This window comes from Parapedobacter deserti, from assembly GCF_042646065.1.
GTDB classification, from domain to species: domain Bacteria; phylum Bacteroidota; class Bacteroidia; order Sphingobacteriales; family Sphingobacteriaceae; genus Parapedobacter; species Parapedobacter deserti.
On record NZ_JBHRTA010000057.1, the window covers coordinates 1 to 25,710 of the forward strand.

Below are 25,710 nucleotides of genomic sequence, written 5' to 3' on the forward strand. Positions count from 1 at the left end.
CGGCAAGGAAACGCCCAACAGCAAATTCAATGATAACTCAAAAAAAGTGTCTTAAATAAATTTAACTTTGGACGAAAGTTGTCTAACAACTGGGGAGTATCGCACAGTTTCCAACATTATTATCCTTTACATTTCGTGTTAACATTTACGACTGTACCTACTAGTAGACCTGAGGCAGTGGTCCGCATCCGACGTCATTGGGGCCCTGAGGATGACATATCGCCCGGATCACTAGCAAGCGTTACTCGCCAAGCCTACGGATCCATCATACCATCAAAAAAGTCAACCATAAGCAGCCCTATCAGGTAGTTACACTTGAAGAGCTTTGAGACCTTGTAGCGTTATTTATTCCTCTTTTTTAGCCACCAATCAAGTCTTGTTTCAGGTTTATAATTAGTGGGTGTGGGTTTTGTTTCTGCTCTCTCTATTTTCAACTCATTCAAATTCGCTACGACCGACCAAATGGTTCCAAACTTTTCTTTCTGTAAATTCAAGCATACACATTTGTCAGATAATATTTCTTTAGCTTTTTGCAAATCCATGTTTTCAATAGATTTTAGGTTGATTTTTAATCCGTTGTATCGTTCAGCACTTTTACTCCATTCCACGCCTCCCTGGTCAAAGCGTTTCATTTCTTTTGTTACAAACTGATTAGTGATGTAGATAAAATTTTCATGTTTTTCTGGGCGTCTGACTACGCTTTTTTGCGGCGCAGATTCCACCACAGCAATTTCACCCGATTTGTCCGCAATCAGAAAGTTAGTTGCTGATGCTACCTTTGTTTCTTGAACTAAATTTACTGCTTGTTCTGTATTGCTACAATTTTCTAGTACTTTCCTGATAATAAAGTGAAACCCGATTCCTGGTTGAACTTCTGTTCCATTCACAAAAGACATTGCAATTGATAACCCCTTTTCATTTATTCCGTCAGAACGTCCGATAAAAACATCTGATTGACTTATGTATGAATATTTTTCTTTGGGGGCAATCAAACTACTTTCTGTAAACTTCTTAAAGTCAAAGAGCATATCGTAATTTCTACCAATAATTACGGCGTCCTTATTCCTAAATGCAAACACGCTGCATTGTCCTGTTGTGTCATAAACTCCAAGACTTGAAAGAAACGTTCCTAATTTTTCAGGTTTATCTTTAATTCCTTCTGCAAAACCTCTTATTTCTTGTACGATCTCGGGGTAATACTCTTGTAGTTCTTTATAGGATTCGAGTCCAAATTTAGTTTTTTGGTCACTTATTTTTGGAAGAACGAAATTTGCTTTGTCACGAAGTAAATTGCCGTACCTCAGCCCCATTTCATAAAATTCACCGTATAGTCTTGGATGGTACATTCTTATTGCAAGTCAATTTTTTTTAAGTGCTACACAATACACAAATATACGCAATTAGCCGCTCTGCACAACGATGCCAGTAAGCTTCGGATTACGGTCTATCAAACCCGTAACCGCACCTGTTGTCAGTCCTGTCCGTTTAAAAATTTCGCCCGCGGTCAGTTCCGTGTGTTGGAGTGACATACGAACAATTTGAAACCAAAGTGAATGTCAGTGTTAGATGGCCTCCTATAGATAGAAATATGACTTACAAGGAGATTAAACCACATCCAGATTTAGCAGACTACATCGATGCCTTTTGGATGAGTGAGGGTGTTGAAAAGCAAAGTACCGAAGAGATAATTTTGCCGGATAATTGTGTTGACTTGATTTTTAATCTAGGGGAAAAGTGCAAAACAGACAACGGAGCGCTAACAATGTATTCGGAGAAGACTTATCTTGTTGGAACAATGACCACTTTTAAAAGAACCTTTATGAGCTCATCCAATAAGCTTGTAGGAGTTCGCTTCAAACCCTCAGCTTTTTCTTCGTTTTACAGTTATGCACCATTATATGAAATCAAAGATATTACTATTGAATTCAAAAGGCGCTCTCACCCGACATTCATAAGATAGGGACTATCTTAGTCATTCTCTTTTCGGAAGATATTGAAGCGACAAAAAGTAAAGTAATTGGCGCGGGAGGCACTATTGTTAAAGATATTTTCAGTTTTCCCGGAGGCAAACGTTTCCAATTCACAGATTTAGACGGATATGAACTCGCCGTTTGGTCAGAATAATAGTAATCATATGAACAAACAGAATATTATAACTTACCCTGCAAAATATATCGGTGTCTCGATTAATAGGCCTGTCGACGAAGTATATCGCTATGCGTACAACCCTGAAAATATGCCTGCGTGGACAAACTTCATAAAGACCATTGGGTCACGCTCCCTGACGGCACAATTGTATACAATCCGATGAGAGTCATTGAAAATGGTCAAGGGAGCGAGATTAATTTCACGTTATATTGGATGCCCAACAGAACCGAAGAAGAATTCGAGCAAGACGCGAAGGCGGTCTCAGAAGACCTGAAAAGATTGGAAAAAATATGGTTCCTAACGCCGAAGAAATTAAGTGAAAACAGGATGATCATCGCGGCATAGCCTACAATGTCATTCCCCTTGAAGTCCGTGTGTCACTGTACATCATTTGACCATGACGACCATGTTGGCACACGGGATGACCCCGATGATTAGTCCGAATAACAATACGTTCCTTTTCATGTTCATTTCTTTGGTTCAGTAGGCAATGCTTGGCCAACCAAACCAAACAAAACAGCGCCCATCACACCAGAATCAGTTTGCTTCCTTGAGGCTATGGCCTATCAACACTGTCTACGGAAGCCTGCATCGGTAAAAAAATGTATAAAAAATTTGTGCAAGTAAATACTTGCATTTATATTTGCAAGCAAACACTTGCGAATTATGGAAGCCCGAAGAGATGTTTTCCAGGCCATAGCCGACCCGACGAGACGGGCAATCATCGGCATGATCGCCAAAGAACCTACCAATGTCAATGCCATTTCCGAACAATTCGATGTAAGCCGACAGGCGATTTCCCTACATCTAAAGATACTCGCCGAATGCGGCTTATTGTCTATGAAGAAACAGGGGCGAGAACGCATCTGTGAGGCCAGACTGGAAAAGCTTAGTGAGGTAAACGAATGGATAGTACAGTACAAAAAATTCTGGACGCAGAAACTCGGTGCCTTGGAAAATTACCTGAACGATTTTACTGATAAAATAGCAGACGAAAAAAAAACACATCATGGAGAATCCCTTAGGAAAAATATCGAAAGATAATGATGGCTACAAAGTCGTCTTTGAAAGGGTGCTACCCCATCCAATTGAAAAGGTTTGGAATGCCATTACCGACCCCGACGAACTGAAGTTCTGGTTTACTGATATTGTCATGGATTTCCGCCCAGGAGGCACCATTACGTTCCAGTTCAGGGATAAGGACAAAACCGAATCCTACGGAGAGATCGTGGCTATTGAACCGCCGAGGCGGTTTGTGTGGACTTGGGAGGGTGAGCTGGCCGTCTGGGAACTGACCGCGGTGGACGAGCATATCACGAAGCTGGTCTTGACCTACAGCAAGCTGGCAGCGGATTATGCGGTAAAAGCACCTGCGGGTTTCCACGATCTGCTTGACTTGTTGGCCGAACGGCTTAACGGCAGTAGGGAAGTATGCTTGTTCGGCGCGGAGGACGACGAAACCAGACACTTCGAGACGCAGGTCTGGTATGCCGAAGCCGTTTATCCCAGCCATCCCGAGCTCATCAAAAACCCGCCTGTGGTTGTTGAGAAGGAACTCGATGCCCCGGTGGAAAAAGTCTGGAAAGCGATTGCTGATAAAGATCAACTAAAGCAATGGTATTTCGATCTGGATGACTTTAAACCCGAGGTCGGTTTCCGCTTCTCGTTCCGCGGGCAGGGACATAAGGGCGAGCAGTACGTGCACCTATGTACGGTCACAGAGGTCATTCCACAACAGAAACTGCAATACAGCTGGCAATATGAGGGGCATGCCGGCTATTCGCTGGTATCGTTTGAATTAGCCAAAATGGAAAGCAAAACCAGGCTGAGGCTTACCCATCACGGACTGGAAACCTTCCCGCAGGACAGTGCCGATTTTACATGGAAGAGCTTCAACGGTGGGTGGAGTGATATCATCGGGAAAATGCTGCCGGAATTTTTGATGAAACACTAAAACAGCGCAGCGCGTATCAGATGTTGTTCCCGGAAACCAGGGCGCATGCATGAGATAAGCTTGTTAACAACATGAAAAAATATAGCACATGAAAAAGAAAGCAGTACCGACAGTGGCATGCCAGATGATGATTAGGAAGCCCGTTTCAATGGTTTTCCAGGCATTCATTGACCCCGACATTACAACTAAGTTCTGGTTTACCAAGTCAAGCGGCCAACTGGAAACAGGTAAAAGGATTATCTGGGAATGGGAAATGTACCATGTTTCCAGTGAAGTGCTAGTAAAGGAAATCGTACCCAACGAGAAAATATCAGTTGAGTGGGACAACACTCCAGATACCACGACCACGGTGGATTTTGAGTTCACGGCGCTGACCGCCGACACCACCTATGTCGTAATCAAAAATTACGGTTTTCACCAAACTGGCGACGACCTGGTTCAAGCTGTCATGGACAATGCCGGCGGATTTACGACCGTACTAGACGGGTTGAAAGCCTGGCTGGAATTCGGTATTGAACTTAATTTGGTGAGGGATAAATTTCCAAGCATCCAACAAAAATGACAATGCAATAAAGCGTAAACAGAAATTGACATGGAAAAACAGATCACAACATTCATGACTTTTAGAAAAACGACGCCGAGCAGGCGATGAACCTTTACATCGGACTATTCGACAACTCCAGAATCATTTGACGTTCACCGCCATCTAAAAACGACCTAGTTGAGAATAGCTATAATAGGAGCACACCGTGTCGGAAAAACGACATTGGCTGAAAAACTTCACGAATGTCTCACTGATTATGAGCTCAAAGCCGAACCCTATTACGCGTTGGAGGGATTAGGGTATGGATTTTCCGAAAAACCAAATGTTGATGACTTTGTTGAACAACTCGACTATTCAATAAAACAAATTCTTACAAGCGGGGACAATGTGATTTTTGACAGATGTCCGATTGATATTTTGGCATATATCCAAGCCTTAGATACGATCGGAAATATTGAATCGATCTATCATAAAGTTCAAAGTATAGTGACAGAAATTGACCTTCTCGTATTTGTCCCTATAGAAAGGCCGGACTTAATACCACGCCATGAATCAGATCTTTTAAACCTTAGATATCAAGTAAATGAAATACTAAATGATTGTATGGGGATTTTTAGCATCGAGACAATCGAAGTGACGGGGACGTTGTCAAACCGATGCGATCAAGTACTTGGTAAAATATCTCACGAATTGAGTGGAAACCGGCCGATTGGGTAAAACGATAGATACGTTGTACATGGACGCAAAGATTCCACCTGATATCATCCTATTGAGCTGTGGTACATTGATGTGGCTGTTGGCAAGGTACCTGCCTGGGTTCGGATTTGAAATAGGTTATCATGCCGTGTTAGCATTGATAATATTCCTATCCGGACTAGTCATCATTTTTTCGGCTAAGGCCACGCTATATAAGCACGGTACCACCGAACGGCCGGGTCGGCGTTCGTTACCTGAGGTAAGCACTTTGGTGACAACCGGCATTTACGGGTTTTCACGAAATCCCGTCTACCTGGGAATGGCTGTGTTGTTGATCGGTTGGACGGTTATGCTGACGAACTGGACCGCCATCATCGGAGTAGCAGTTTTTGCTGGGGTTATTACCGGTTTTCAAATCATACCAGAAGAGAAGACGCTGGAATATGTTTTCGGTGACGAATACAGACGGTATAAAAGCCGGGTACGGCGTTGGATATGAATATACTATCTTTGTGTCACCGTGCCCTTGGGAGCCGGCCTCATGGAACTGCCTTGCTTTATTATGGCCGGCAATAGACGAATACGTTTCGCAACGGATTTTGTTATGAACAAGCAAATAATATTTATACATGGAGCAGGCGATGACGGATATGAAGCCGGCGAAGTATTGGTTGCTTCGCTGAGAGCAGCCTTGGGAAAGGATACAAATCACAGGTATTCCCCAAAAGCCTACCTTTGCTATGGCAATAAGCGTATTGATGCCGGGACAGGAATATTTTTAGCATTTTTGGTGAGCGTGGGGTTTGGCAATTTGCTTTATTTTGTATGATGGCTATGAACAAATTACCTTATACAAATCGATTGATATGAGAAAAATAATATTGGATTTAGCAGTGTCCCTTGACGGCTTTATAGAGGGACCGAGCCAGGAAGTGGATTGGATTATTTTTGACGGTGAGAATGGTGAAGAACTTGTTGCTTTTACGGATGAGGTTGATACCGTTTTATATGGTCGGACGAGTTATGAAAGGTATGGCAATCATGTGCCATCCGAGGGCAGTTCATTAGCTGAGCAACAGTTTTACGACAAAGTAAACCGAATGACCAAGGTTGTCTTTTCAAACGCTAAATATGATTTCGAAGGAAATCCTGAAATTATTCGTAACGATGTAAAGCGAAGAGTACTTGAATTAAAATCAAAAAAAGGAAAGGACATTTGGTTATTCGGCGGATCCGGGTTGATCACCTCCCTGCTTAATCTCGATTTGGTAGATGAAATCCGAATCGGAATCAACCCGATTATTTTAGGCGGAGGGATACCCTTATTCAAGGAAATACAAGAACGTATTCAGCTTCGTTTGATCAAATCCAAAACATACAGTTCAGGATTGGTAGGATTGTTTTATAGCGTTGATAACAATAAGTAAAAGCCACTTTTCCATTCACTTATTATTAATAATCGTTAATATTGTTTTTACAATTGAAATGTAATTATTGAATTGCAATCATTTAATTTTAAACTACTAATATGGGCGAGCCGGCAAAAAAGAAGTACAGCGTTGGTGCCATAGTATCAGCAGATCTAACAGTGCCTGATGCAAGTGAGCTAAAGGATTTTTATGCTCAAGTAATTGGATGGACCACCGAAGAATTAAGCATGGGCAACGATCCGAGTTACGTTGATTATGTAATGAAAGACGCCGAGGGAAATTGGATGGGAGGGGTCTGTCATGCGCGGGGAGCAAATCTAGGTATTCCGCCGCAATGGATTGTGTACATTAATGTGGCAGACATAAAGGATAGTGTCGAAAAATGTATACAGTTGGGCGGGAAGGTCATTAAAGAGGCTTTTGATAACAAGGGCAATTATACGTATGCTATGTTGCAAGATCCTATGGGAGCAATACTAGCTGTTACTCACGAAGTTGATGAGTAGCCCGTGCGGCCCCATCCGCCGAGATAACGACGCCTTTGGTGTTTAGAGCCGGTAGAATGATTTTACAACGTAAAATGGTAAACAGGCGCTGGCTTCAATGGACGAGGCAGCATACCAAAATAAAAAGCGAAACTCGGTTTCTATCGCTAAAAACGATTTACGGTGCACAATAGCCTTGTCAAACTCCCCAGCAGCCTCTAGGCTATCGGCTTCGGAAATACGTTGGTCTATAGACATGCCATGGGCCGTGCCGCCAGTAAATGGAAGTAAGAGAGTAAGCCAGGGCGGCGTCTAACTAATGCTTACCTAATAGGCAGCGTATAATATTTCAATTGAAAACAAGTATTCTCAATTCAGCTACAACAATCCTTAGTTTGGCTACAAACCTAAGAACAGCAGTATTGAACTTTGTTGCATCAAACTTTAAATAGTAAAAAGATGCAAACAGAGAAAAACAAAATCGCACTCGTAACAGGTGCCAATACAGGCATTGGTTTTCAGATTGCCAAAGCATTGGCCGAGCACCAGTATACCGTTTTTGTAGGTTCAAGAAACTTGGCAAAAGGCCAAAATGCCGCTGCTAAGCTTGGGAAAAATGCCATTGCCCTTCAGTTGGATATTACAGATCCCGATTCCATTCGGGCAGCAGTAAAAAAAGTCCAAGGCGAATACGGCTATCTTACACTTTTGGTCAATAACGCCGCCATTTCTCATACCGGAAAAGACGGGATGACCATGGAGGAAATATTGAGCTCACAAATGCCCAGTGTCGCTTCTATCAGCGAATTACGTACGGTTTGGAATACCAATGTTTTTGGAACGCTTGCGGCAACACAGGCTTTTTTGCCTTTGCTGAAAAACACGACCGCTGCCCGCATTGTCACCGTTTCCAGCGCCCTGGGATCGCTGACGATCAATGCAAATCCCCAGAATCCATACCGTTCGAGCTTTGATGCTGTTTATGGTGCATCCAAAACGGCACTCAACGGGATTTTTCTTTCTTTAGCGATTGAATTAGAAAAAAACAATATCAAAGTCCATCTGGTCAGCCCTGGCTTTACGGCAACCGCTCTTAATAATTTTCAGGGAACCGACACGGTTGAATACGGATCGTTGGAGCCAATCCGTGTCGCATTGGCAGAAGACCTTCCAACAGGTAGTTTCACCGGTCCGGCCGACATCGCCGGACCAGATCATGTACTTGCCTGGTAGTCACACCAACAGATTAAAAAACCTGTGGTAAATGAATTTTTATCACAGGTTTTTAAGTAATTTTAACCAATGAGAAAAAAAGAGCGCCTTGTGCGATTTCGTTCCATATCAGAGAGCCATCAAGCTTTTGGATTGCCCAAACCTCAACATCCGTTGATCAGTTTGGTCCATTTCAATGAAAACAATCCGTTCAATACGGATATGGCACCTATCTATGATGTGCTCGATTTCTATAAAATCACGTTCATCACCCAGAACAGCGGGAGGCTGAAATACGGACAGGATTATTACGATTTCAATGAGGGCAGTATGCTGTTCATAGCCCCTCATCAGCTGGTAGGGTCTACAGAATACCACAGAAAAACCTACGCTTACTTGCTGCTCGTGCATCCGGATTTCCTGTTGGGCCATCCGTTGGCAAACAAAATAAAGCAGTATGGTTATTTTTCTTATTCCGTGAACGAGGCTTTACACCTGTCCAGTCAGGAAAAAGAAATCATGACCGCTCTTTTTGAAATCATGGTGCAGGAACTTAGTAATCGGATTGATGAATTTAGTCAGGAAGTTATCATTTCACAAATAGCGTTGTTACTGAATTACGCCAATCGTTTCTACAAAAGGCAATTCATCACCCGAAAAGTGGTCAACAACGAACTTCTTCAGAAGACAGAGTCTATTTTAGAAGCGTATTTTAATCAGGGCAAAGCACTGGAATTAGGCGTGCCCTCAGTCCAGTATATCTCTGACAAACTCAATATTTCCGCGGGGTATTTGAGTGACATGCTGCGTTCGATGATCGGGCAAAGTGCACAGCAATATATCCATTTAAAATTAATCGAAAGAGCCAAAGAAAAACTATCCACTACCAAACTTTCCGTCGGTGAAATCGCTTTCCAACTCGGTTTCGAACATCCGCAATCGTTCAGTAAATTTTTCAAATCAAAAACCAAGCAAAGTCCATTGGAGTTTCGGGCGGCGTTTATTGAACCAGCAATCGCAGAAACAAAATAATAACCCCACACTGTTATGGAAAATCATTCGTCACAAACGAAAAAAAATGCAACGAACAATAAGCTCATTCAAAATATCATTTCGCAGCTATTGGATATACAAGAAAAGGAAAACTGGCTCGATGAAAATTATAGACGGAAAATAGACAGTGTCGGAGCGGATAAAGTTTTTGAACGGCCTTTGCCTGAATTACACAGTATAGCAGAGCTTATTTCCCATGTATTGGTATGGCGAATTGAATCTATCCGCAAGATGAAGGGCTTGGATGCTAATTTAACAATTGATAGTCCTGAAAACTGGCGTACAAACGACCAATTAAAGGAGATCGGTTGGTTGGATCTCCAAAAGGAATTTTATCAAAGTATCTTTACGCTCATTGATATGTTGTCGGATAAAGACGACACTTTTCTGGAAAATAGGTACCGTGATGGATACAGCTTTAAATATTTAATTGAGGGGCTTATCCATCACGACCTTTATCATTTAGGACAGCTTGGTATTACCATTAAGTTTTTAAACCTGCAACATGACGTCAAACTCGGAAGATAAGTTCTGACTTCCGATTCCCGTGTTGCCTCCACCAATCCAGCGGTTACCAAAAGCGACCACGACCGATCGGCCTGTCCGTATTCGCACACTTACTGTCCGTATTCGGACACCGACTAATAGGTAAATCGGTGATTCCTTGTCGCTAACGTGTTTTTTTTTGTTGGCAGATTTGTTGATGTCTGCACATAACCACGACGGACAGTAAACGAATCTCGGTCATGATAAGGAACTATTTTAAAATCGCCTGGCGCAACCTGGCTAAGAGCAAGGGGTACAGCGCCATCAATATCGGGGGGCTTGCCGTGGGTATGGCCGTGGCCATGCTGATCGGCCTCTGGATATATGATGAGCTCACATTTGATCGATACCATGAAAACTACGACCACATCGCTCAAGTGATGCAGCATGCCAATTTCAACGGCAGGATACAAACCCAAAACTCCAACCCCGGATTAATGGGGCCCGAGCTGCGGACGAAGTATGGGAGCGATTTCAAGTACGTGGTGCAAGCATCGTGGCGGGGTGGGCATATGTTGTCCATCGGGGGTAAACATTTCGTCAGAGAAGGGATATTTTTTGAAGCCGATGCCCCTGAAATGCTCACCCTTCAGATGCTTAAAGGAACACGGGATGGATTGAAAGACCCGTATTCCATCCTGCTATCTGCTTCCACCGCAGCAGCCCTTTTTGGCGACGAAGATCCCATGCATAAGACCATCACCTTTGATAGAAATTATGAGGTTAAGGTGACGGGCGTTTATGAAGACCTGCCAGACAACACCTCATTCAGTGATATAAAACTCATGGCGCCTTGGGAATTGTGGCTCATCCAGAATCCCTGGGTAAAAAAAATGCAAAACCCTTGGGGAAGCAATTTTTCTCAGACCTTTGTGCAAATCTCCGATCATGCGGATTTTGAAGCCGTTTCCGCCAAAATCAAAAATGCCAAGCTAAACAACGTCAACGAAGGGGAAAAAAGATATCAATGGCAGGTTTTCCTTCACCCCATGAACAAATGGAAGCTGTATGGCGAATTCAAGAACGGGATAAACACGGGCGGAAATATCCGGTACGTCCGGTTGTTTGGTATGATTGGCCTATTCGTGTTGCTGCTGGCGTGCATCAATTTCATGAACCTGGCCACTGCCCGCAGTGAAAAGCGGGCTAAGGAGGTGGGTATCCACAAAACGGTAGGTTCGCATCGCTGGCAATTGATCGGCCGGTTCTTTGCCGAATCCTATTTGATCGTACTGCTGGCCTTTATGTTTTCGCTGCTACTGGTCATTGGGCTATTACCCTTATTCAATGAAGTGGCGGGCAAAGAAATGGGTATTCCATGGCAAAACCCGTTGTTCTGGTCGTTCAATCTGGCTTTTATTTTCATTACCGGTCTGTTGGCTGGAAGCTATCCGGCCCTTTACCTGTCATCATTCCAGCCGTTGAAAGTGCTAAAAGGAACATTTCGTGTAGGCCGGTTTGCCAGTGTCCCACGCCAAGTCTTGGTGGTTGCGCAATTTACCGTTTCCGTCATGCTGATCATCGGAACCATCATTGTCTACCAACAGATCCAGCATGCAAAAAACCGACCGGTTGGGTACAACAAACAAGGGTTGGTAAACATCAATCTCCAGGACGAAATCAAAAAACATTTTGAGGTAATACGAACCGAGCTGAAAAATGCCGGTGCCATCGAGGAAATGGCAGCTTGCATGAGCCCGTTGACCAGCGTATGGAATACAAACGGGGGGTTCGATTGGGAGGGCAAAGACCCCAATCTGGGTGTTGACTTCCCCAACAATGCCGTGTCGTACGATTTCGGCAAAACCATACAATGGGAGATCAAAGCAGGTAGGGATTTTTCAAGGGACTTTGCCACGGACTCCACTGCTTTTATTATTAACGAAACAACCGCTAAATTTATCGGCTACGAAGAGCCTGTAGGCAAAACGTTGATGTGGGAAGAACAGCCTTTCACCATCATCGCTGTGGTGAAAGACATCTTGCAGGAGTCGCCATTCTTTCCGGTGCGTCCGACGCTCTATCGCATAGCGCCCGTCAATGATATGGCGAACCTGGTGATAAAACTGAACCCGAACCAAAGCGCAGCCAAATCCATCAGCATGATCGAGAACACCTGGAAAAAACGCGTTCCCGATGTGCCGTTTGACTACACGTTTGTAGACGAAGCTTTTGGAGACAAGTTCCTGGCCGAAGAACGCATCGGCAAACTGTCATCTTATTTCGCCGTGCTTGCCATATTTATCTCGTGCCTGGGGCTATTCGGTATGGCAAGTTTTGTGGCCGAGCAGCGCACCAAGGAGATTGGCATCCGGAAGGTACTTGGTGCAAGTGTGGTCAACCTATGGCGGTTGTTATCCAAAGAGTTTCTGCTGTTGGTGGCGATTTCCTGCATCCTCGCTGTACCCATCGCTTGGTATTATCTTGCGCTATGGCTTTCGAATTATGATTACCGAGTAAGCATCAGTTGGGTGGTCTTTGTGTTGGCCGCAGTTTTAGCACTTTTGATCACCATCGTAACGGTCAGCTTCCAAGCCATCAAAGCGGCATTGGCCAATCCCGTACACAGCTTACGGAATGAATAGAAAGCAATGACCGATGCCTCCAGGTAACGGTTCGTGAAATGGTAAGCGGTTGCAGTGTAAGTCGTATGCCTTGGCTAATTTGCCAGATCGGAAATTCCAAGAGAGAATGTAAATTCCTCCAAAAAGCCAAACTTGCAAAGTTGCATTATATAAGTTACCTTGGGGCTGGGGCCTTTATGCCGAATCTTTACATTATAGCCGGTTGCAATGGTGCTGGGAAAACCACAGCCAGTTATACCATATTACCAGAGATTTGGGGTTGCAAAGAATTTGTAAATGCAGATAATATCGCCGCTGGACTTTCTCCATTCAATCCTGAAGGTGTGGCCCTTGAGGCAGGTCGGATTATGCTTTCCCGCATCCATGAACTGTTGGAAGAAGGGGCTGACTTCGCATTTGAAACTACCTTGGCAACCAGTATACCGAAGACTTAAGCGATTAGACATATATGTGGGATTTACATAGATGAGCCTTCTGACGTTTGCATAATGACATTTCGCAAACGTTCTTCATTTTCATCGCCCCAATTTCCCAAAGCTGAAATAATTGGAATTAAGGTTTGACCAAAATCTGTTAGCGAATACTCAACTTTTGGAGGAACAACAGGATAAATAAATTTTGAAATTAATTCGTGTTCTTCCAATTCCTTCAACTGAATATTCAACACTCGCCTTGAAGCATCAGGAATTTTACGTTGCAGTTCGCTTGGGCGTTTATGTCCTTCATTAATAAACCAAAGCAAACGAATTTTCCATTTACCATACAACACTTCGCCGATCAGGTCAAGACCACAATTTAAGTTCAATGGTATTTTTCTATCCTTCATTGGACAAACCTAGGTCAATGTTCCAAATTGTGCAATAGGGAAAAAATTATCCCTATGCAATTCGATTTTCCGTTATTGCCAGAAACAATTGTATAGCTCAATTTTGCACGTAAATAAATAAAAAATGGAACGATTTAATTTCAATAATGAGCTATCAGGCCAAATAGCATTGGTAACAGGTGGTACAAAAGGAGCAGGAAAAGCAATTACAGAAAGGCTTTTGCAAGCGGGTGCAACCGTAATAATAACGGCAAGAAATAAACCCGAAAATCAAAATCTGAACACAAATTTACATTTTATTTCAGCAGACTTGAGCAACGCCGAGGGAAGCGGAAAAGTAGTCGCCGAAGTTTTAGAAAAGTTTGGAAAATTAGACATTTTGATAAACAATTTAGGTGGTTCAGAAACAAGAGGCGGTGGTTTTTCTGTATTGACAGACGAAGACTGGGAAACTGCAATGCAGATTAATTTACTCGCACCTGTTCGCTTAGATCGAGGGTTTTTACCGCAAATGTTAGAAAGAAAAAGTGGCGTCATCATTCATATCGCTTCTATTCAGGCGAGATTACCCTTGTTTGACAGCACTTTACCATATGCCTCAGCAAAGGCAGGTTTACTAAATTACAGCAAAAGTTTATCAAACGAAGTATCACCAAAAGGTGTCCGTATTTTAACGGTTTCCCCAGGCTGGATAAATACCACTGCTTCTATAAAAATGATGGAACGAATTGCCGAAAGTTCAAACACATCAATTGAACAAGCCACACAAAGCGTAATGGACGGTTTGGGCGGAATACCATTTGGGCGACCAGCACAGCCCGAAGAAATTGCAGAATTGGTTGGTTTTTTGGTATCTCCAAGAGCCAATTATTTAACAGGGACAGAATTTGTAATCGATGGCGGAACAATACCAACTATTTAAATAAAAAAATAAAAATATGGATTTACCAAACGTAATCGCAGATTTAGCAAAAGCACAAAACAGTTTCGATAGCTTGGCTTACTCTAATTGTTTTTCTGAAACAGCCGTCGTTTTTGACGAGGGGAAAACGTACAATGGAAAAATGGAAATTCAACAATGGATTAAAAGAGCCAATGAAGAATACCAAACCGTTATGAAACCTTTGGAATATTCAGCGACAGAGGAAATACTGAAAGCCGAAGTCTCGGGCAATTTTCCCGGAAGCCCGATTGTTCTGTCTTATCATTTTGAATTAGAAAACGGACTTATTCAGTCTTTAAAAATAACAGGCTGAAAAAGGGCTAATTTGGCTTGGACTTATTGTAATAGCCACTACTTGATCTGACAGTCACTGGTTTAAAAAAACTGTCATTGCAATAATCGCTTACGGATGAAAAATCGGTATGGTTCAGGTCAATTATCAGCTGATTGGCCAGGAGCCAGTCCTGCATGAGGGTTGAGTCCCGCGATCCGCGTATGCCGTTATAACGGTATCAAGCACAGCCTTTCACCGATAGGTGGGGTAGAGCCCATGGTCGATCAACAAATTGGTCAGGTTGTAATACTGCGCCAGCAGTATCCGGTCCACGTCCGCTTTTCCGCCGTCGGCATAAGCAAGTACTGTTTCCAGCACGGCGTTATGCCGATCGTTTATCCATTCGTATTTTTCCGCAGGGGTGTAGTTGCTTTCGTTTTCGTAAAGTCCCTCCGCAGGTCGATCATCGGCATGCGGTGCTTTTGGTGAATCACCCATTGCACCTGGAGCATCAGATTTCGGGCTGTATCTGCGCTATGTATGCTTAGCGACTCCCACAGGGTGTTCCGATCCCAGTTCAACACCAGCGTGTCGTTTTCGGCAACAGATAGGATAATCGTTCGGCTTCCGGGCAGGTACAAATAAATATCCTGCGTGATATATCCCTGCTATAACTCCTGCAGCAACGACAATATCTCCTGTATTGAAAATTTTGCCCCGCAAATGGATTCATCAGCTGCTCCATAATAAATGGTTACTTCGTCCCCGTTTACAATATGGCCATTAGTGAATACCACATTTCCAAAGAAGCCACTGATCTCATATTCTTCGCGTGGGACCATAATTGGTTCTACGGTTCGGGAGATGATTTTTGCAGGGTTGTCCAGATCCATCAAAAATGCGCCTAAGGCATAATGGTGTTCTGCATTAGCCCCGTGATAAATCTCCAGCCAGCCATAAGGAGTTTTGATAGGTGCCGCGCCGGCGCCTACACGTGCGCTGTCCCAAAGCCCTGTCCGTGTCTTTACGATACACTGGTGATTTCCCCATTGCAGGCCGTCACTTGATTCGGCCAGCCAGATATATTTTCCGCCAACCTCAATACTTACCGGCCGGTGCAAGGCGTAGTATTTTCCATTTATTTTCTCATCAAAAATTGCACAGTCCTTATTGTGAGGCGGAAATATCATGCCCTTATGCTCAAAGTTTTTCCAATCTCTTGTTAGCCGGAGCCCCACACCAACCCCATTGTCTGACACGGCGGTGTAGGTAAGATAAAAGGTATCATCTATTTTAGTGACGCGGCAATCTTCAATGCCAAACTTTTCATGGGTTCCTTGGCCAGTCAGCGGACCATATCCTTCAGGCTCATAAAAGTCCACACCGTTATCACTGCAAAGCAATCTTAAATGCGAAATCGTGGTGAGGTACCCTAAGCCTTTATAGGACAATTTCCGGGGGTCATTGGCGATAAGCTCAGGGTCATTTAATGGGACTTCAACGATCTCCGTTTTCCCCTGGTCATTGATAGCGGGAAAGGATATAACCTCTGGCTTTCGGGAAATGCCTTCAGCGACCCTGGCTACCAGCCATGTTTTTCCTTCAAAGGTAAAGGCACCGGGATTAAACAGGCAAATAATTGAGAGACCTTCACTACTGGGGCTCAGATCTTTCGGTACCACAAGGGGATTTTCGGGAAATCGACGGGCTATATCTATCATCGTACTTTCAGAATCAAAATGGCGTATGGCTTCTTTTATGTTGAAACAATAACATGCGTAAAAAGTTCAGTAAAAACACCCATCCAATGTCCTTATTAACCTGGTCACTTTCATTTTCTGCAAACAACATCGGGAAATGGTTCGCCGACTGAAGTCTTTCGGATTCGGGAACCGGTTTCGCCCGTCCTGTTGAGTACGGTTGATGAGTGGCTAAACCGGTTGTTTGATGAATAAATAAAATTATGTTTTTTTAGACCGCTACATTTTGCGAACGTAGCATTATTCGCCATCCACCAATTACCATTTCCTTAGTTTATGGAAATACACAACTATAAGCATCTCAATTAAAAATTAGATCTTATCTCTAAATAGTGATGCTTATGAAAGTTGTCACAAAATACTGGAAAACTCCGGTGCTTTCTTTTGGCGTACTCATTCTGTGCACATCGAGTATATTTTTTGTGCGAAGCTATTACAACTTTCACATCAATATTGTAATCGGTTTGTTTGCCTATATGCTTTTAACGTTCTGGTTGAGACGGAAAGCTGACGTTCCAAGACGAAAAATGGTCCATACGTTTTTACTATCGACCCCATTTATTGCGTTATCCATAGCTGTTTTATTCCTCCCGATTATTCACTATGCGCCCGGTCTCATCGTTGCCCCGTTTCTTGGGATCTTACTTGGTTATCTATTAGAAAAGGCAACCAGCAGGATATTAAGGGTAGCAATAGCGCTCGTACCACTCTTCATCGGGCTTTGGGTGTATGTGCAGTTTGCAAACACCTGGCAAGACTTTATGATTTATGGAACGTTAAGAAATGGGGAGACATTTAAAAAATGTCCGCCGTTTACGTTTTTAAAAGATACCGTCGCGTTGACTAATGATGACTTTATCGGAAAAACGACGGTATTTTTTATTTGGAATACATCATGTGTTTATACCCCAAGATACATACCTGCACTTAAGGAGAAATACAATACATATTCGGATAAAGAAAATATCGCATTTTATTTGGTCAACATACCTATAGGCCGCGATACGATCGGAGCCGATTCAGCCTATCTCGCCAATTATGATATCGAAATTGAGAACCTTACAGGGCCTGGTAATGAGGAGCTATATCATTTATTTGGCCCTTTCGGCTTTCCATTGACTGTCGTCTTGAATCCGGAAGGGAGCATTGTGTTTTGGGGTTCCGTAGACAAAATTGATAGGACGCTTCAACGGTCAAGAGCAATAAGGTGATGGAATGAACACCACAACGTTATCCCGAGAAACCCAAAACTACCCACCATCTTCTTTTGTATCAAACCGATAGTTTTTCCCTTTATAACGTACGTGTATATAAGAGTCGGTCCAATAATCATATAACCGCGAGAAGTCAATTGGCCCTTGACTGGGGTAGACTAATGACAGGCCCGGGAAGATTATTATGCGTATTGCCATTATATTGGGACTCTTTTCTTTTGGCAAGTTTATGATCTGACTTGTTATGGCGTACATAAGAAAAGTCATCTCGGCTGTTGGAGAAAAGTTGCATTTTACGAAGCCTCCACAAAAATGATATCTTCACCCAGTGCGCATTCAATATAAGTGATTGTTTTTGTAGAAAAACTATGGGTTCCGCTTAACCATTTGCTGATTTCGGACCGTTGCTTACCCAGCTTTTTGGCTAAATCAGCGGGTTTCATGTTTTTTTGGGCAAGTATATCTGCAATTCTGTTGGCAACGGCCAAATTACGCTTCACTAATTTATCAATTGCGGGATCGCCGTATTCTTCTAACCAATTGGAGATCAGGTTATTTTCCTTTGTGACGCCAGAATTACGAGCGTGCATTCTTTCTTCCGTTTTCATGCTATTCCATATTAGATGACCTGTACCAGTTTGTTTGCCATTACGAAATGCGGTCGTACGTTCGGGCAATCCTGTGCCGCGCCTGCCGTTTTAATATCACCATCAAACAGGAATACCACGCTCTCCGACAACCGGCAATAATGCAACCGGAGGTTATTGGCCTTATTCACTAAAAAGTGAACATTATTCTTTCTCCTTGCCCAACAACCTCAACTTCTCCTTTTCCCGTTCTATCTCCGCGATCAATTCTTCCTCGGAGGGGAGGTAGAGCATGTATTTAGTAGCGAATATTTGATTGTTGTCGTTAATGACCGAATATTTGACTACCGTTTCGCTTTTTTCGGTACATAGGATAATGCCGACGGTGGGATTATCGCCCTCGGGTTTCTTTAAGTCGTCAAATAGCCTTCGGTACATATCCATCTGTCCGATATCTTGGTGTGTCAATTTGCCTACTTTCAGGTCAATAAGTACGAAGCTCTTTAGTAGGTAATTGTAGAAAACTAAGTCGATATAGAAATGCTCTAACTCTGTACTTATCCGATATTGGCGACCGACGAATGAAAAGCCCTTACCGAGTTCGAGTAGGAATTGTTGCAGGTTTTCAATAAGAGCGGATTCGATATCTTTTTCTGAGGCGTTTACGGGTTGTGAAATATTGAGAAATTCGAATACGTAAGGATCTTTGATGAAATCTTCGGTACGTTGCTTTTCCAACGTATTGCTGTGTTTGATGGCAGCTTCCTTATCCTTCGAAGTCAACAGGCGCTCGTAGTAGAAAGAGTTGATGTTTCTTTCCAATGTACGCACAGCCCATCCTTGTTCCGCCGCTTCTTGGAGGTAGTAATCTCTTGCTTTAGGGTTTTCGACTCTCATAATAAGTCTGTTGTGACTCCAGCTCAATTTGCTACACACTGTGTAGCAAATCTCTTTTTCGGGGTATGTCAAATAAAACTGTCGAAAATTACGAAGGTTTGCAGGAGAGTAGCCGTTGCCGAATCGGCGATTAAGCTCTTTTGAAAGATTGTTAATTACAGCTTGCCCATATGTGGCGCGTTCCTTTCCCTGCTGTTCTTCTTCAACAATGCGCTTACCTGTCAGCCAATACGCTTCAACCATACTCGTGTTTACGGCATTAATCGCTTTTCTGCGGCCTTCCTCGATAATGGCTATAACATCTGCTACAACTGTTTCCATAGTATTCCGGCTTATGCTAACAAAAGTAGTAAATTTAAATTTGTCAGACAAGCTGTTAAATTCAACGCGTTTCGGTTTTCCGTAATGTCCTTCCTATTCCCGCTCGCTACCTTCGTACAGCCAACGGCTTTATGACCGCCGCGCCGCTTAAAGGGTTCACCTCACCTCGGCCGCACCCCATATGTCCCCATCGCATTTTCTTTTATACGATTATCCATTTCTTTCGATCCAATTTCAGACCTATATTTCCTTAACTACCTCATACAACACCCAATTCTGTCCTTTCTCGGTGTATGGCTCAACGAAGCGCATACCTAACTTATTAAAGACGTTGATGGATGCAGGGTTTTCCACCCTGGCGCGGCCGATTATCCTATCCAGTTTCAGCGTTCCGAATCCATAATCCATGGCCGCCTTTGCACTTTCCGTGGCATATCCTTTACCCCAATGCTGCTTAAAGAATCGGTAACCGATGTCGTATTCTGCCGCGACATCTTCAAACTGCACATCGCCTGTGTATTGCAGCACCTCAGGGTCCTCATTGAGCGCATACATCACGGAACTGTCCTCGGCGCGGAAGGGACGCATCATTAACCTATCTGTCGTCAGCTCACATTGCTTCATAGCGATTTCCTTGATACATTCCTCCCGGATTTGCCAAATTTCGTCCAGCGAATAGGGCAGACCTTCATCAACCAACCACTTGGCGAGGTAATCCCGATGATAACCCACCTTATAATCAGTTATTGATCTGGGGTAATTTCGATCTCGGTTAGTAGATTGTTAGAAAGATCGGCCTTTCTCATGCCCAAGCCGGTAAAATCTAGAACAGCATCGTTTACCCTTAAGTAGTTATGCGCTTCGGGCAGGTAGTTTAGCCCATGCCTCTCAAGCACCGGCTTAATACCATCGGTGTTATGACCATCCATTTTATATATGCCAACCATTAATTTTACCCCCGAATGTCCGTTTTCGTCGGCCAGCCGTTTCAACAGCGCGTGTTTAGTGCTGCACGTACCGCACCGATCGTCCAGAACGCAGGTGATACTGTTCTTATCCTGGTTACGGCGGTAGGGGAGCTGTTTTACGTGTTCTGATGCTCTGATAAAATTACCGAATCCCAGCTTTTTGAAAAAAGTAGAAATTGTGGCGTTAGCTATAATATCAAATGTATATTTCATTCGAGAGAAAATAGGGTAAGCTCATGTTTACCCATTATGAGTCCGTTGCCGTAAAAGGCAAAGACAGCGATTTACGGTTGGTCACACCTTATTTCCAGGCTATATAGACCACCTTATTTCTTTTTGTTTTGGCTAAAAATATTAGTTAAAATCAAGTAATTCCCTATCTTTGCCTCATAACCAATCAAAACTGGATTATGGAAAACCAACAACCCAAACAACCCCGAATCGGGAAATTCATTGATCCGCTCACCGACTGGGGCTTCCGCCGTCTTTTCGGGCAGGAGCCCAATAAAGAGATTCTGATCGAATTTTTAAACGACCTGTTCCAGGGCGAGAAACACATCATTGATCTAACGTATGCACCCAATGAATACGATGGGGACGACGTTACGGATAAGCGTGTCATTTTCGACCTGCACTGCCGGGGCGACAACGGCGAATATTTCATTGTGGAGATGCAGCGCATCCGGCAGGATCATTTCAAGGACCGGGCCCTGTTTTACGTATCACGGCTCATCCAGCGGCTGCTTCGGAAGGGACGAGAAGCCAACAGTTACAAGCTTCCGGAAGTGTATCTGATCGGTATTCTGGAATTCAGCATGATGCCGAGACCTCAGACCGTTACTTCCACGACATCGCCCTGATGGATAAGCACGCCTGCAAACCTTTTTACAATAAGTTGGGTTTTAAGTTTTTAGAAACCCCGTAAGGGCTCTATCAGGCCAATGAAAGCTGACAAGAATCTGATAAATTGTTAACTTTGTAAAAGAGGCGGATGATCTGCTCGCCGACATGGATAAGTGGATGTATCTGTTAAAACATATGAGCACACTGGATAAGGTGCCGACATTTCTGGATAAGCGGATTTTTCATTCGAGTTATTTGTTTTTTAAAGGCAATGAAGCTTGCATAAATTATACATGCCTTTTCAATTAATGGCAATTTATGCAGGTTCCAGCTGATTTTTAAGATATCGGAAGTGGCCAAGTTAAAAAAGGAGGAACGAATGGCATACGAAGCAAGTCTAAAGGCTAAGTGGGATACACAAAATGCGTTTGACAGCGTAAGGCGTGAAGGAAGATTAGAAGGCAAAACCGAAGTGGTAAGAAATCTCATCGTTAAACTCGGTTTAACGAACGAACAGGCTGCCGAGGTAGCCGAAGTATCCATCGACTTCGTCAAGAAGGTTCGCGCGGAGCTCCGGAAAAAAAACACATAAGTTTCCTTATAACCGAACATAGCCATCGCTTGCGATGGCTTTTTTGTTTACAACCAACCCCACCAACAATTTACCCCCTACCCATACCACCCAAAAAATACCCATTACTGAGTATTTCACAGCGAACATCAACCACCTACTTTTATACAAAGATCAATTAATCAGGTATTTACCTAAAAGAACTAATCATGTCAAATTCAATTGCCCGGGTTTACTCGGATGCCGTAAAGAAAAACCAGAAAGTATTGTATGGCTAAGGGGGGCCGGATTCCCCGTGAAGCTGGGCGACTCCTAACTATTTCCGAGCTAGCCGAACTGAAAGATTTTAAGATCAACTACCGGACAGACAATACGAAAAATTCTTTATATCCACCTACTCTATTTCGTTCCAGGCCGATGCAAAAGTACCGGTAATAGATCCGGCAAATGGATCGCTTGGCCTTACCCTGAAATCGCAGAAATAGAGCAGCTTTCTAAAATCCAATCCTCTTCTTTAAGGTAGGGAGATGACTTTAAACCGTTGGCCACCAAGTACAATGCACTGATGTTAGATTTATTTAGGTTCAATTAAATCCATAGCTGTAAAAAGAACAACAGATTGCTACTCCGGAATCCGCCGGCACTGAAGTTATTGGTACGATATTACACTTTTTTCGTAGTTTAGCGATTAGCTAACACGAAGCATCAAAGCTGTAACACTTGCGAATTTACACATGCAGATACCAGACAAAGACGAAAAATTTCCCCTTGCGCATTACGACAGGCTTTGTTTCCTGAAAAATATCATTACCAACCCGAATATTGAGGTGGGCGACTATACCTATTACGATGATTTCGAGGATGTGGCGAACTTTGAAAAGAACGTCAAGTATCATTATGATTTCCTTGGTGATAAATTGATCATCGGTAAATTCTGCATGATTGCATCCGGCGTCAGATTCATCATGAATGGGGCCAACCATAAAATGGACGGGATTACGGCGTATCCGTTTAATATATTCGGAAAAGACTGGAAGCGCGTGGAGCCTGAATTATCAGACCTCCCGTTTAAAGGCGATACCGTAATCGGGAATGATGTCTGGATCGGGAGCAGTGCAACGATTATGCCCGGGGTCAAGGTGGGGGATGGGGCCATCATCGCCACCAATGCAACCGTAACAAAGGATGTTGCACCCTATACGATTGTCGGCGGCAATCCCGCCAGGGAGATCAAAAAAAGGTTTTCCACTGAAAAGATTGCCGAACTATTGGCGTTGAAATGGTGGAACTGGGATATAAAAAAGATCACGGAAAACCTGGAACTTCTTACCGGCAAAACGTCCTGATTGCCTCTATTTGAAACAAGTATAACTAATCAAAATTTGTAATTCACGATCGGATATTTTACGTTGCATGTTACAACTACCCTTATAAATCAATAGGTTCTCTGCATGGGCTAGTAGTAAAAGTAGCCTAATGAAGCTAAAATAAAATTATATGATTGAAGATCAACGTACTTATTACCCTAGTATTAGACAAAGTTGGGGAATCGTCGGAGTAACGATTCTATCAGCGCTGGTATTTAGTCCCGTCAATCTCGTGCTCAATACAACAATAGGAAAGGAGATTTCTTTTTTAGTTTATTATCTATTAGCGATGGGAGTTCCCTTCGGTATCGCTCACTTCATCAGAAATAAACGAACAGCAGTAAATAATTACAATTTTAGCCTGAGTTCAACGAAGATAATGGGATTAGTTTTGCTCGCTACAATTGGACTTCAGACAGGCATAACTTCGCCGATAGTTAATTTAATACCGATGCCTGAGTTTATGCATAAGATATTTCTTGAATTTGCAGATGAAAAAAGTATCTATTCTTTCTTGGCCATAGTCATTGCCGCGCCTATAATAGAAGAATTGATTTTCAGAGGGATTATTTTAGAGGGACTTTTACAAAGATGTTCTCCAGTTAAATCAATTATCCTATCAAGTGTTCTTTTTGGAATTACTCATTTAAACCCATGGCAGTTTATTAGTGCTTTGGTAATTGGGTTGTTTTCAGGTTGGGTATATTACAGAACTAGAAAACTATCATTATCAATCTTGATCCATTTGGTAAACAATCTTTTTGCTTTTATAGGGATGTATTTTATGGATAAGGAAACAATGATGAATCAATCGCTATCAGAATTATATGGCGGTTTTACAAACTTTATCTTAATTACTGCCGGAGCGATATTGATTTCAATAACTGGTATTTTCCTTGTCCGTACCTCTCAGTGTCAACGCAAAATCGATCAGTTTCTTTGCGTGTTCCATTTCCTCCAGCGCCAGCAAACAACCCGCGAAATAGGGATACACCGACAGCGTGTAAAAATTGAGTGCTTTGTATCAACCATCCATCCGTACAATACGTGGCTGGAACGTGCCGATAATATCTACCAATTCCTTTTGCGCTGCCATCACTTCTGCAATGCGCTTGTACGCCATAAAAGCCTCTTCCAAGCTGCCGCCGATCAACGTAACCCGGTGCTGGGCGAGGGTGCATTCTTCCAGCCCCTTCGTTATAGAAATAGAATATTCTTTGGTTAATTTATCAGCGGGTTTTGTCTAAAAATCTCAATTAAAAAGAGCGGATACTTTGATATAGCAAATTCTTTAGTTTTTCGATAAAAGCCAAACTGCTCCTATCAAAAAATCAAAATTTGCATCTGTTATCATAAATTTAGTTTTATGATTTTTGTGTATGACGAATATCAACTTAGCGCAGGATAAATCTGCGCTGCTTATTATAGATATGCAGTACGATTTCGCAAATCCTAAAGGCCAAGCCTATGTCGATGGAACGGAAGAAATAATTCCCGATCTCGCTTCTCTAACAAAAATATTCAGGAAATACGGCAGACCTGTGTTCCATATCATACGCCTGTATCATCCAGATGGAAGTAATGCCGAATTACGCCGTAGAAAGCTTATTTCGTCTGGTAAGCCGATTGTAGCTCCTAATAGTTCGGGAGCAGAAATTATTGATGAATTATTGCCTAAAATTGATAGCCTGCATTCTCATGACGAGCTTCTTAACGGAAAAATCGCCCGGTGTGGGGATAATGACTACATCTTGTATAAACCGAAGTGGGGCGCATTTTATAACACGACATTACATGATGTGCTGCAATCAAAGGAAATAAATTCGCTATTTGTTGCTGGCTGTAATTTTCCGAATTGCCCACGCACAACCATATACGAAGCCAGTGAACGGAATTACAGGATTGCAATGATTCCGTCGACAATATCGGGTGTCTACGATAGAGGCTTACAAGAAATGCAGCATATCGGTGTGCATATCTTTGACGATCCTGCCCTCGTAGATTTCTTCTTCAAAAATGGAATAATAATCACCGATTATCACCCGGCCTATAAAGACGCTTTCAAAGCTTTGAATATGGCGTGGCTGAACCAGTATTTTGATATAGAACCGGTTGACCAGTACGTATTGTCCAATCCGGAAGAGGCTATACTCAAAAGTGGTGGCAAAATCCTTTTTGCCTTAAAAGACGGTCAACCTATAGGTACAGCGGCCTTGAAAAAAATGGATGGCGATCGATTGGAATTGACCAAGATGACCGTACATGAGAATTACCGAGGGTGTGGAATCGGCAAAATGCTCTGCACTCAGGCGATATCCGTATCCAAACGTCTTGGCGTGAAAGAGCTCGTGCTTTTCTCGCACACCCGCTTAACAGATGCCCTGAATATATATCGGAAATTAGGTTTCAACGAAACGGAAATAGATAAGACAAAATACAAAAGAGCCGATGTCATGATGACGTTCACCTTTTAAATCCATATCAAT

32 protein-coding genes are annotated in these 25,710 nt (G+C 42.9%); 23 read left to right on the top strand and 9 right to left on the bottom strand.

Translation table 11 applies throughout. The annotated features are described in order from the left end of the window. Window positions 1–341: 341 nt before the first annotated feature. Both ACFOET_RS18195 and ACFOET_RS18200 read right to left on the bottom strand, forming a co-directional pair. Complete coding sequence (locus tag ACFOET_RS18195; protein ID WP_379025322.1) at window positions 342–1,346, bottom strand: C45 family autoproteolytic acyltransferase/hydolase; 1,005 nt, start codon at window positions 1,344–1,346, stop codon at window positions 342–344. 54 nt (window positions 1,347–1,400) lie between these two features. Continuing rightward, the gene (locus ACFOET_RS18200; protein WP_379025324.1) at window positions 1,401–1,529 is read right to left on the bottom strand and encodes a hypothetical protein; all 129 of its coding nucleotides are present in this window, start codon (window positions 1,527–1,529) and stop codon (window positions 1,401–1,403) included. A gap of 59 nt (window positions 1,530–1,588) precedes the next feature. Between ACFOET_RS18200 and ACFOET_RS18205 the strand changes: the two genes are divergently transcribed. The 15 genes from ACFOET_RS18205 (at window position 1,589) to ACFOET_RS18275 (ending at window position 13,087) form a co-directional block, all read left to right on the top strand. Next, entirely contained in the window at window positions 1,589–1,960 is a 372-nt protein-coding gene (locus ACFOET_RS18205) for a DUF6597 domain-containing transcriptional factor (protein WP_379025326.1), read from the top strand. A 284-nt stretch (window positions 1,961–2,244) separates the two neighbouring features. Further along, entirely contained in the window at window positions 2,245–2,493 is a 249-nt protein-coding gene (locus tag ACFOET_RS18210) for a hypothetical protein (protein WP_379025328.1), read from the top strand. A 321-nt stretch (window positions 2,494–2,814) separates the two neighbouring features. After that, window positions 2,815–3,192: an ArsR/SmtB family transcription factor gene (locus ACFOET_RS18215; RefSeq protein ID WP_379025330.1), complete on the top strand. Its 378-nt coding sequence runs from the start codon at window positions 2,815–2,817 to the stop codon at window positions 3,190–3,192. Beyond that, window positions 3,158–4,102, top strand: coding sequence for an SRPBCC domain-containing protein (locus tag ACFOET_RS18220; protein WP_379025332.1), 945 nt, complete (start codon window positions 3,158–3,160; stop codon window positions 4,100–4,102). Before ACFOET_RS18215 ends, ACFOET_RS18220 begins: the two co-directional genes overlap by 35 nt. An 88-nt stretch (window positions 4,103–4,190) precedes the next feature. Further along, on the top strand, window positions 4,191–4,664 hold the full coding sequence (locus ACFOET_RS18225; protein WP_379025334.1) for an SRPBCC family protein: 474 nt from the start codon (window positions 4,191–4,193) through the stop codon (window positions 4,662–4,664). A 159-nt stretch (window positions 4,665–4,823) separates the two neighbouring features. Next, on the top strand, window positions 4,824–5,363 hold the full coding sequence (locus tag ACFOET_RS18230) for an AAA family ATPase (RefSeq protein ID WP_379025336.1): 540 nt from the start codon (window positions 4,824–4,826) through the stop codon (window positions 5,361–5,363). Next, window positions 5,356–5,841: a methyltransferase family protein gene (locus tag ACFOET_RS18235; RefSeq protein ID WP_379025338.1), complete on the top strand. Its 486-nt coding sequence runs from the start codon at window positions 5,356–5,358 to the stop codon at window positions 5,839–5,841. The genes ACFOET_RS18230 and ACFOET_RS18235 overlap by 8 nt, the downstream gene beginning before the upstream one ends. Window positions 5,842–5,946: 105 nt before the next feature. Then, a complete protein-coding gene (locus ACFOET_RS18240; RefSeq protein ID WP_379025340.1) occupies window positions 5,947–6,171 on the top strand; it encodes a hypothetical protein in 225 nt (74 codons plus the stop codon). A gap of 37 nt (window positions 6,172–6,208) precedes the next feature. After that, complete coding sequence (locus tag ACFOET_RS18245; RefSeq protein ID WP_379025342.1) at window positions 6,209–6,769, top strand: dihydrofolate reductase family protein; 561 nt, start codon at window positions 6,209–6,211, stop codon at window positions 6,767–6,769. A gap of 101 nt (window positions 6,770–6,870) precedes the next feature. Then, entirely contained in the window at window positions 6,871–7,278 is a 408-nt protein-coding gene (locus ACFOET_RS18250; RefSeq protein ID WP_379025344.1) for a VOC family protein, read from the top strand. A 408-nt stretch (window positions 7,279–7,686) separates the two neighbouring features. After that, window positions 7,687–8,490 (top strand): SDR family NAD(P)-dependent oxidoreductase, encoded by an 804-nt coding sequence (locus tag ACFOET_RS18255; protein ID WP_379025346.1) that lies wholly within the window; start codon window positions 7,687–7,689, stop codon window positions 8,488–8,490. Window positions 8,491–8,559: 69 nt separating this feature from the next. Continuing rightward, a complete protein-coding gene (locus ACFOET_RS18260) occupies window positions 8,560–9,501 on the top strand; it encodes a helix-turn-helix domain-containing protein (protein WP_379025348.1) in 942 nt (313 codons plus the stop codon). 15 nt (window positions 9,502–9,516) lie between these two features. After that, window positions 9,517–10,050 carry a DinB family protein gene (locus tag ACFOET_RS18265; protein WP_379025350.1) on the top strand — a complete coding sequence of 178 codons (534 nt, stop codon included), beginning with the start codon at window positions 9,517–9,519 and terminating at the stop codon, window positions 10,048–10,050. A 218-nt stretch (window positions 10,051–10,268) separates the two neighbouring features. After that, window positions 10,269–12,653 carry an ABC transporter permease gene (locus tag ACFOET_RS18270; protein ID WP_379025352.1) on the top strand — a complete coding sequence of 795 codons (2,385 nt, stop codon included), beginning with the start codon at window positions 10,269–10,271 and terminating at the stop codon, window positions 12,651–12,653. A gap of 140 nt (window positions 12,654–12,793) precedes the next feature. Beyond that, window positions 12,794–13,087, top strand: a complete 294-nt coding sequence (locus ACFOET_RS18275; protein ID WP_379025353.1) for a hypothetical protein — start codon at window positions 12,794–12,796, stop codon at window positions 13,085–13,087. A gap of 23 nt (window positions 13,088–13,110) precedes the next feature. On the opposite strand, the gene ACFOET_RS18280 is transcribed toward ACFOET_RS18275, so the two are convergent. Next, window positions 13,111–13,479 (bottom strand): winged helix-turn-helix transcriptional regulator, encoded by a 369-nt coding sequence (locus ACFOET_RS18280; RefSeq protein ID WP_379025355.1) that lies wholly within the window; start codon window positions 13,477–13,479, stop codon window positions 13,111–13,113. A gap of 124 nt (window positions 13,480–13,603) precedes the next feature. Between ACFOET_RS18280 and ACFOET_RS18285 the strand changes: the two genes are divergently transcribed. Both ACFOET_RS18285 and ACFOET_RS18290 read left to right on the top strand, forming a co-directional pair. Further along, window positions 13,604–14,401 (top strand): SDR family oxidoreductase, encoded by a 798-nt coding sequence (locus tag ACFOET_RS18285; RefSeq protein WP_379025357.1) that lies wholly within the window; start codon window positions 13,604–13,606, stop codon window positions 14,399–14,401. A gap of 16 nt (window positions 14,402–14,417) precedes the next feature. After that, on the top strand, window positions 14,418–14,735 hold the full coding sequence (locus ACFOET_RS18290; RefSeq protein ID WP_379025359.1) for a nuclear transport factor 2 family protein: 318 nt from the start codon (window positions 14,418–14,420) through the stop codon (window positions 14,733–14,735). A 213-nt stretch (window positions 14,736–14,948) separates the two neighbouring features. Here ACFOET_RS18290 and ACFOET_RS18295 read toward each other — a convergent pair whose 3' ends face one another. Both ACFOET_RS18295 and ACFOET_RS18300 read right to left on the bottom strand, forming a co-directional pair. Next, entirely contained in the window at window positions 14,949–15,194 is a 246-nt protein-coding gene (locus ACFOET_RS18295; protein WP_379025361.1) for a hypothetical protein, read from the bottom strand. Between the two features lie 170 nt (window positions 15,195–15,364). After that, complete coding sequence (locus tag ACFOET_RS18300; RefSeq protein WP_379025363.1) at window positions 15,365–16,417, bottom strand: glycoside hydrolase family 130 protein; 1,053 nt, start codon at window positions 16,415–16,417, stop codon at window positions 15,365–15,367. Between the two features lie 380 nt (window positions 16,418–16,797). Here ACFOET_RS18300 and ACFOET_RS18305 point away from each other — a divergent pair, with 380 nt between their 5' ends. Then, on the top strand, window positions 16,798–17,667 hold the full coding sequence (locus ACFOET_RS18305) for a TlpA family protein disulfide reductase (RefSeq protein WP_379025365.1): 870 nt from the start codon (window positions 16,798–16,800) through the stop codon (window positions 17,665–17,667). Between the two features lie 296 nt (window positions 17,668–17,963). Here ACFOET_RS18305 and ACFOET_RS18310 read toward each other — a convergent pair whose 3' ends face one another. The 4 genes from ACFOET_RS18310 to ACFOET_RS18325 all read right to left on the bottom strand — a co-directional run bounded on the left by ACFOET_RS18310 (window position 17,964) and on the right by ACFOET_RS18325 (window position 20,656). Further along, window positions 17,964–18,278 (bottom strand): helix-turn-helix domain-containing protein, encoded by a 315-nt coding sequence (locus ACFOET_RS18310; protein ID WP_379025367.1) that lies wholly within the window; start codon window positions 18,276–18,278, stop codon window positions 17,964–17,966. A gap of 183 nt (window positions 18,279–18,461) precedes the next feature. Further along, window positions 18,462–19,475: a PDDEXK nuclease domain-containing protein gene (locus tag ACFOET_RS18315; protein ID WP_379025369.1), complete on the bottom strand. Its 1,014-nt coding sequence runs from the start codon at window positions 19,473–19,475 to the stop codon at window positions 18,462–18,464. A gap of 240 nt (window positions 19,476–19,715) precedes the next feature. Then, complete coding sequence (locus ACFOET_RS18320; RefSeq protein WP_379025371.1) at window positions 19,716–20,207, bottom strand: GNAT family N-acetyltransferase; 492 nt, start codon at window positions 20,205–20,207, stop codon at window positions 19,716–19,718. A gap of 11 nt (window positions 20,208–20,218) precedes the next feature. Continuing rightward, window positions 20,219–20,656 (bottom strand): hypothetical protein, encoded by a 438-nt coding sequence (locus ACFOET_RS18325; RefSeq protein ID WP_379025373.1) that lies wholly within the window; start codon window positions 20,654–20,656, stop codon window positions 20,219–20,221. Window positions 20,657–20,853: 197 nt separating this feature from the next. Between ACFOET_RS18325 and ACFOET_RS18330 the strand changes: the two genes are divergently transcribed. From ACFOET_RS18330 to ACFOET_RS18350, 5 genes are all read left to right on the top strand, one after another. Next, window positions 20,854–21,303, top strand: coding sequence for an Rpn family recombination-promoting nuclease/putative transposase (locus tag ACFOET_RS18330; protein WP_379025375.1), 450 nt, complete (start codon window positions 20,854–20,856; stop codon window positions 21,301–21,303). Window positions 21,304–21,665: 362 nt separating this feature from the next. Further along, window positions 21,666–21,878 carry a hypothetical protein gene (locus ACFOET_RS18335; protein ID WP_379025377.1) on the top strand — a complete coding sequence of 71 codons (213 nt, stop codon included), beginning with the start codon at window positions 21,666–21,668 and terminating at the stop codon, window positions 21,876–21,878. Between the two features lie 713 nt (window positions 21,879–22,591). Beyond that, window positions 22,592–23,203, top strand: coding sequence for a Vat family streptogramin A O-acetyltransferase (locus tag ACFOET_RS18340; protein ID WP_379025379.1), 612 nt, complete (start codon window positions 22,592–22,594; stop codon window positions 23,201–23,203). Window positions 23,204–23,354: 151 nt separating this feature from the next. Continuing rightward, the gene (locus ACFOET_RS18345; RefSeq protein WP_379025381.1) at window positions 23,355–24,449 is read left to right on the top strand and encodes a CPBP family intramembrane glutamic endopeptidase; all 1,095 of its coding nucleotides are present in this window, start codon (window positions 23,355–23,357) and stop codon (window positions 24,447–24,449) included. A gap of 154 nt (window positions 24,450–24,603) precedes the next feature. Then, entirely contained in the window at window positions 24,604–25,698 is a 1,095-nt protein-coding gene (locus ACFOET_RS18350) for an isochorismatase family protein (RefSeq protein WP_379025383.1), read from the top strand. Window positions 25,699–25,710 lie beyond the last annotated feature (12 nt).

What these genes read in the sequence shown, in the direction of transcription:
- ACFOET_RS18305 (WP_379025365.1), top strand. Translation starts at nt 16,798, where the DNA reads ATGAAAGTTGTCACAAAATACTGGAAAACTCCGGTGCTTTCTTTTGGC.
- ACFOET_RS18340 (WP_379025379.1), top strand. Translation starts at nt 22,592, where the DNA reads ATGCAGATACCAGACAAAGACGAAAAATTTCCCCTTGCGCATTACGAC.
- ACFOET_RS18335 (WP_379025377.1), top strand. Translation starts at nt 21,666, where the DNA reads ATGGCATACGAAGCAAGTCTAAAGGCTAAGTGGGATACACAAAATGCG.
- ACFOET_RS18245 (WP_379025342.1), top strand. Translation starts at nt 6,209, where the DNA reads ATGAGAAAAATAATATTGGATTTAGCAGTGTCCCTTGACGGCTTTATA.
- ACFOET_RS18310 (WP_379025367.1), bottom strand. Translation starts at nt 18,278, where the DNA reads ATGAAAACGGAAGAAAGAATGCACGCTCGTAATTCTGGCGTCACAAAG.
- ACFOET_RS18270 (WP_379025352.1), top strand. Translation starts at nt 10,269, where the DNA reads ATGATAAGGAACTATTTTAAAATCGCCTGGCGCAACCTGGCTAAGAGC.
- ACFOET_RS18315 (WP_379025369.1), bottom strand. Translation starts at nt 19,475, where the DNA reads ATGGAAACAGTTGTAGCAGATGTTATAGCCATTATCGAGGAAGGCCGC.
- ACFOET_RS18300 (WP_379025363.1), bottom strand. Translation starts at nt 16,417, where the DNA reads ATGATAGATATAGCCCGTCGATTTCCCGAAAATCCCCTTGTGGTACCG.
- ACFOET_RS18225 (WP_379025334.1), top strand. Translation starts at nt 4,191, where the DNA reads ATGAAAAAGAAAGCAGTACCGACAGTGGCATGCCAGATGATGATTAGG.
- ACFOET_RS18330 (WP_379025375.1), top strand. Translation starts at nt 20,854, where the DNA reads ATGGAAAACCAACAACCCAAACAACCCCGAATCGGGAAATTCATTGAT.
- ACFOET_RS18285 (WP_379025357.1), top strand. Translation starts at nt 13,604, where the DNA reads ATGGAACGATTTAATTTCAATAATGAGCTATCAGGCCAAATAGCATTG.
- ACFOET_RS18200 (WP_379025324.1), bottom strand. Translation starts at nt 1,529, where the DNA reads ATGTCACTCCAACACACGGAACTGACCGCGGGCGAAATTTTTAAACGG.
- ACFOET_RS18295 (WP_379025361.1), bottom strand. Translation starts at nt 15,194, where the DNA reads ATGGGTGATTCACCAAAAGCACCGCATGCCGATGATCGACCTGCGGAG.
- ACFOET_RS18195 (WP_379025322.1), bottom strand. Translation starts at nt 1,346, where the DNA reads ATGTACCATCCAAGACTATACGGTGAATTTTATGAAATGGGGCTGAGG.
- ACFOET_RS18250 (WP_379025344.1), top strand. Translation starts at nt 6,871, where the DNA reads ATGGGCGAGCCGGCAAAAAAGAAGTACAGCGTTGGTGCCATAGTATCA.
- ACFOET_RS18345 (WP_379025381.1), top strand. Translation starts at nt 23,355, where the DNA reads ATGATTGAAGATCAACGTACTTATTACCCTAGTATTAGACAAAGTTGG.
- ACFOET_RS18350 (WP_379025383.1), top strand. Translation starts at nt 24,604, where the DNA reads ATGACGAATATCAACTTAGCGCAGGATAAATCTGCGCTGCTTATTATA.
- ACFOET_RS18205 (WP_379025326.1), top strand. Translation starts at nt 1,589, where the DNA reads ATGACTTACAAGGAGATTAAACCACATCCAGATTTAGCAGACTACATC.
- ACFOET_RS18215 (WP_379025330.1), top strand. Translation starts at nt 2,815, where the DNA reads ATGGAAGCCCGAAGAGATGTTTTCCAGGCCATAGCCGACCCGACGAGA.
- ACFOET_RS18290 (WP_379025359.1), top strand. Translation starts at nt 14,418, where the DNA reads ATGGATTTACCAAACGTAATCGCAGATTTAGCAAAAGCACAAAACAGT.
- ACFOET_RS18240 (WP_379025340.1), top strand. Translation starts at nt 5,947, where the DNA reads ATGAACAAGCAAATAATATTTATACATGGAGCAGGCGATGACGGATAT.
- ACFOET_RS18325 (WP_379025373.1), bottom strand. Translation starts at nt 20,656, where the DNA reads ATGAAATATACATTTGATATTATAGCTAACGCCACAATTTCTACTTTT.
- ACFOET_RS18265 (WP_379025350.1), top strand. Translation starts at nt 9,517, where the DNA reads ATGGAAAATCATTCGTCACAAACGAAAAAAAATGCAACGAACAATAAG.
- ACFOET_RS18260 (WP_379025348.1), top strand. Translation starts at nt 8,560, where the DNA reads ATGAGAAAAAAAGAGCGCCTTGTGCGATTTCGTTCCATATCAGAGAGC.
- ACFOET_RS18220 (WP_379025332.1), top strand. Translation starts at nt 3,158, where the DNA reads ATGGAGAATCCCTTAGGAAAAATATCGAAAGATAATGATGGCTACAAA.
- ACFOET_RS18280 (WP_379025355.1), bottom strand. Translation starts at nt 13,479, where the DNA reads ATGAAGGATAGAAAAATACCATTGAACTTAAATTGTGGTCTTGACCTG.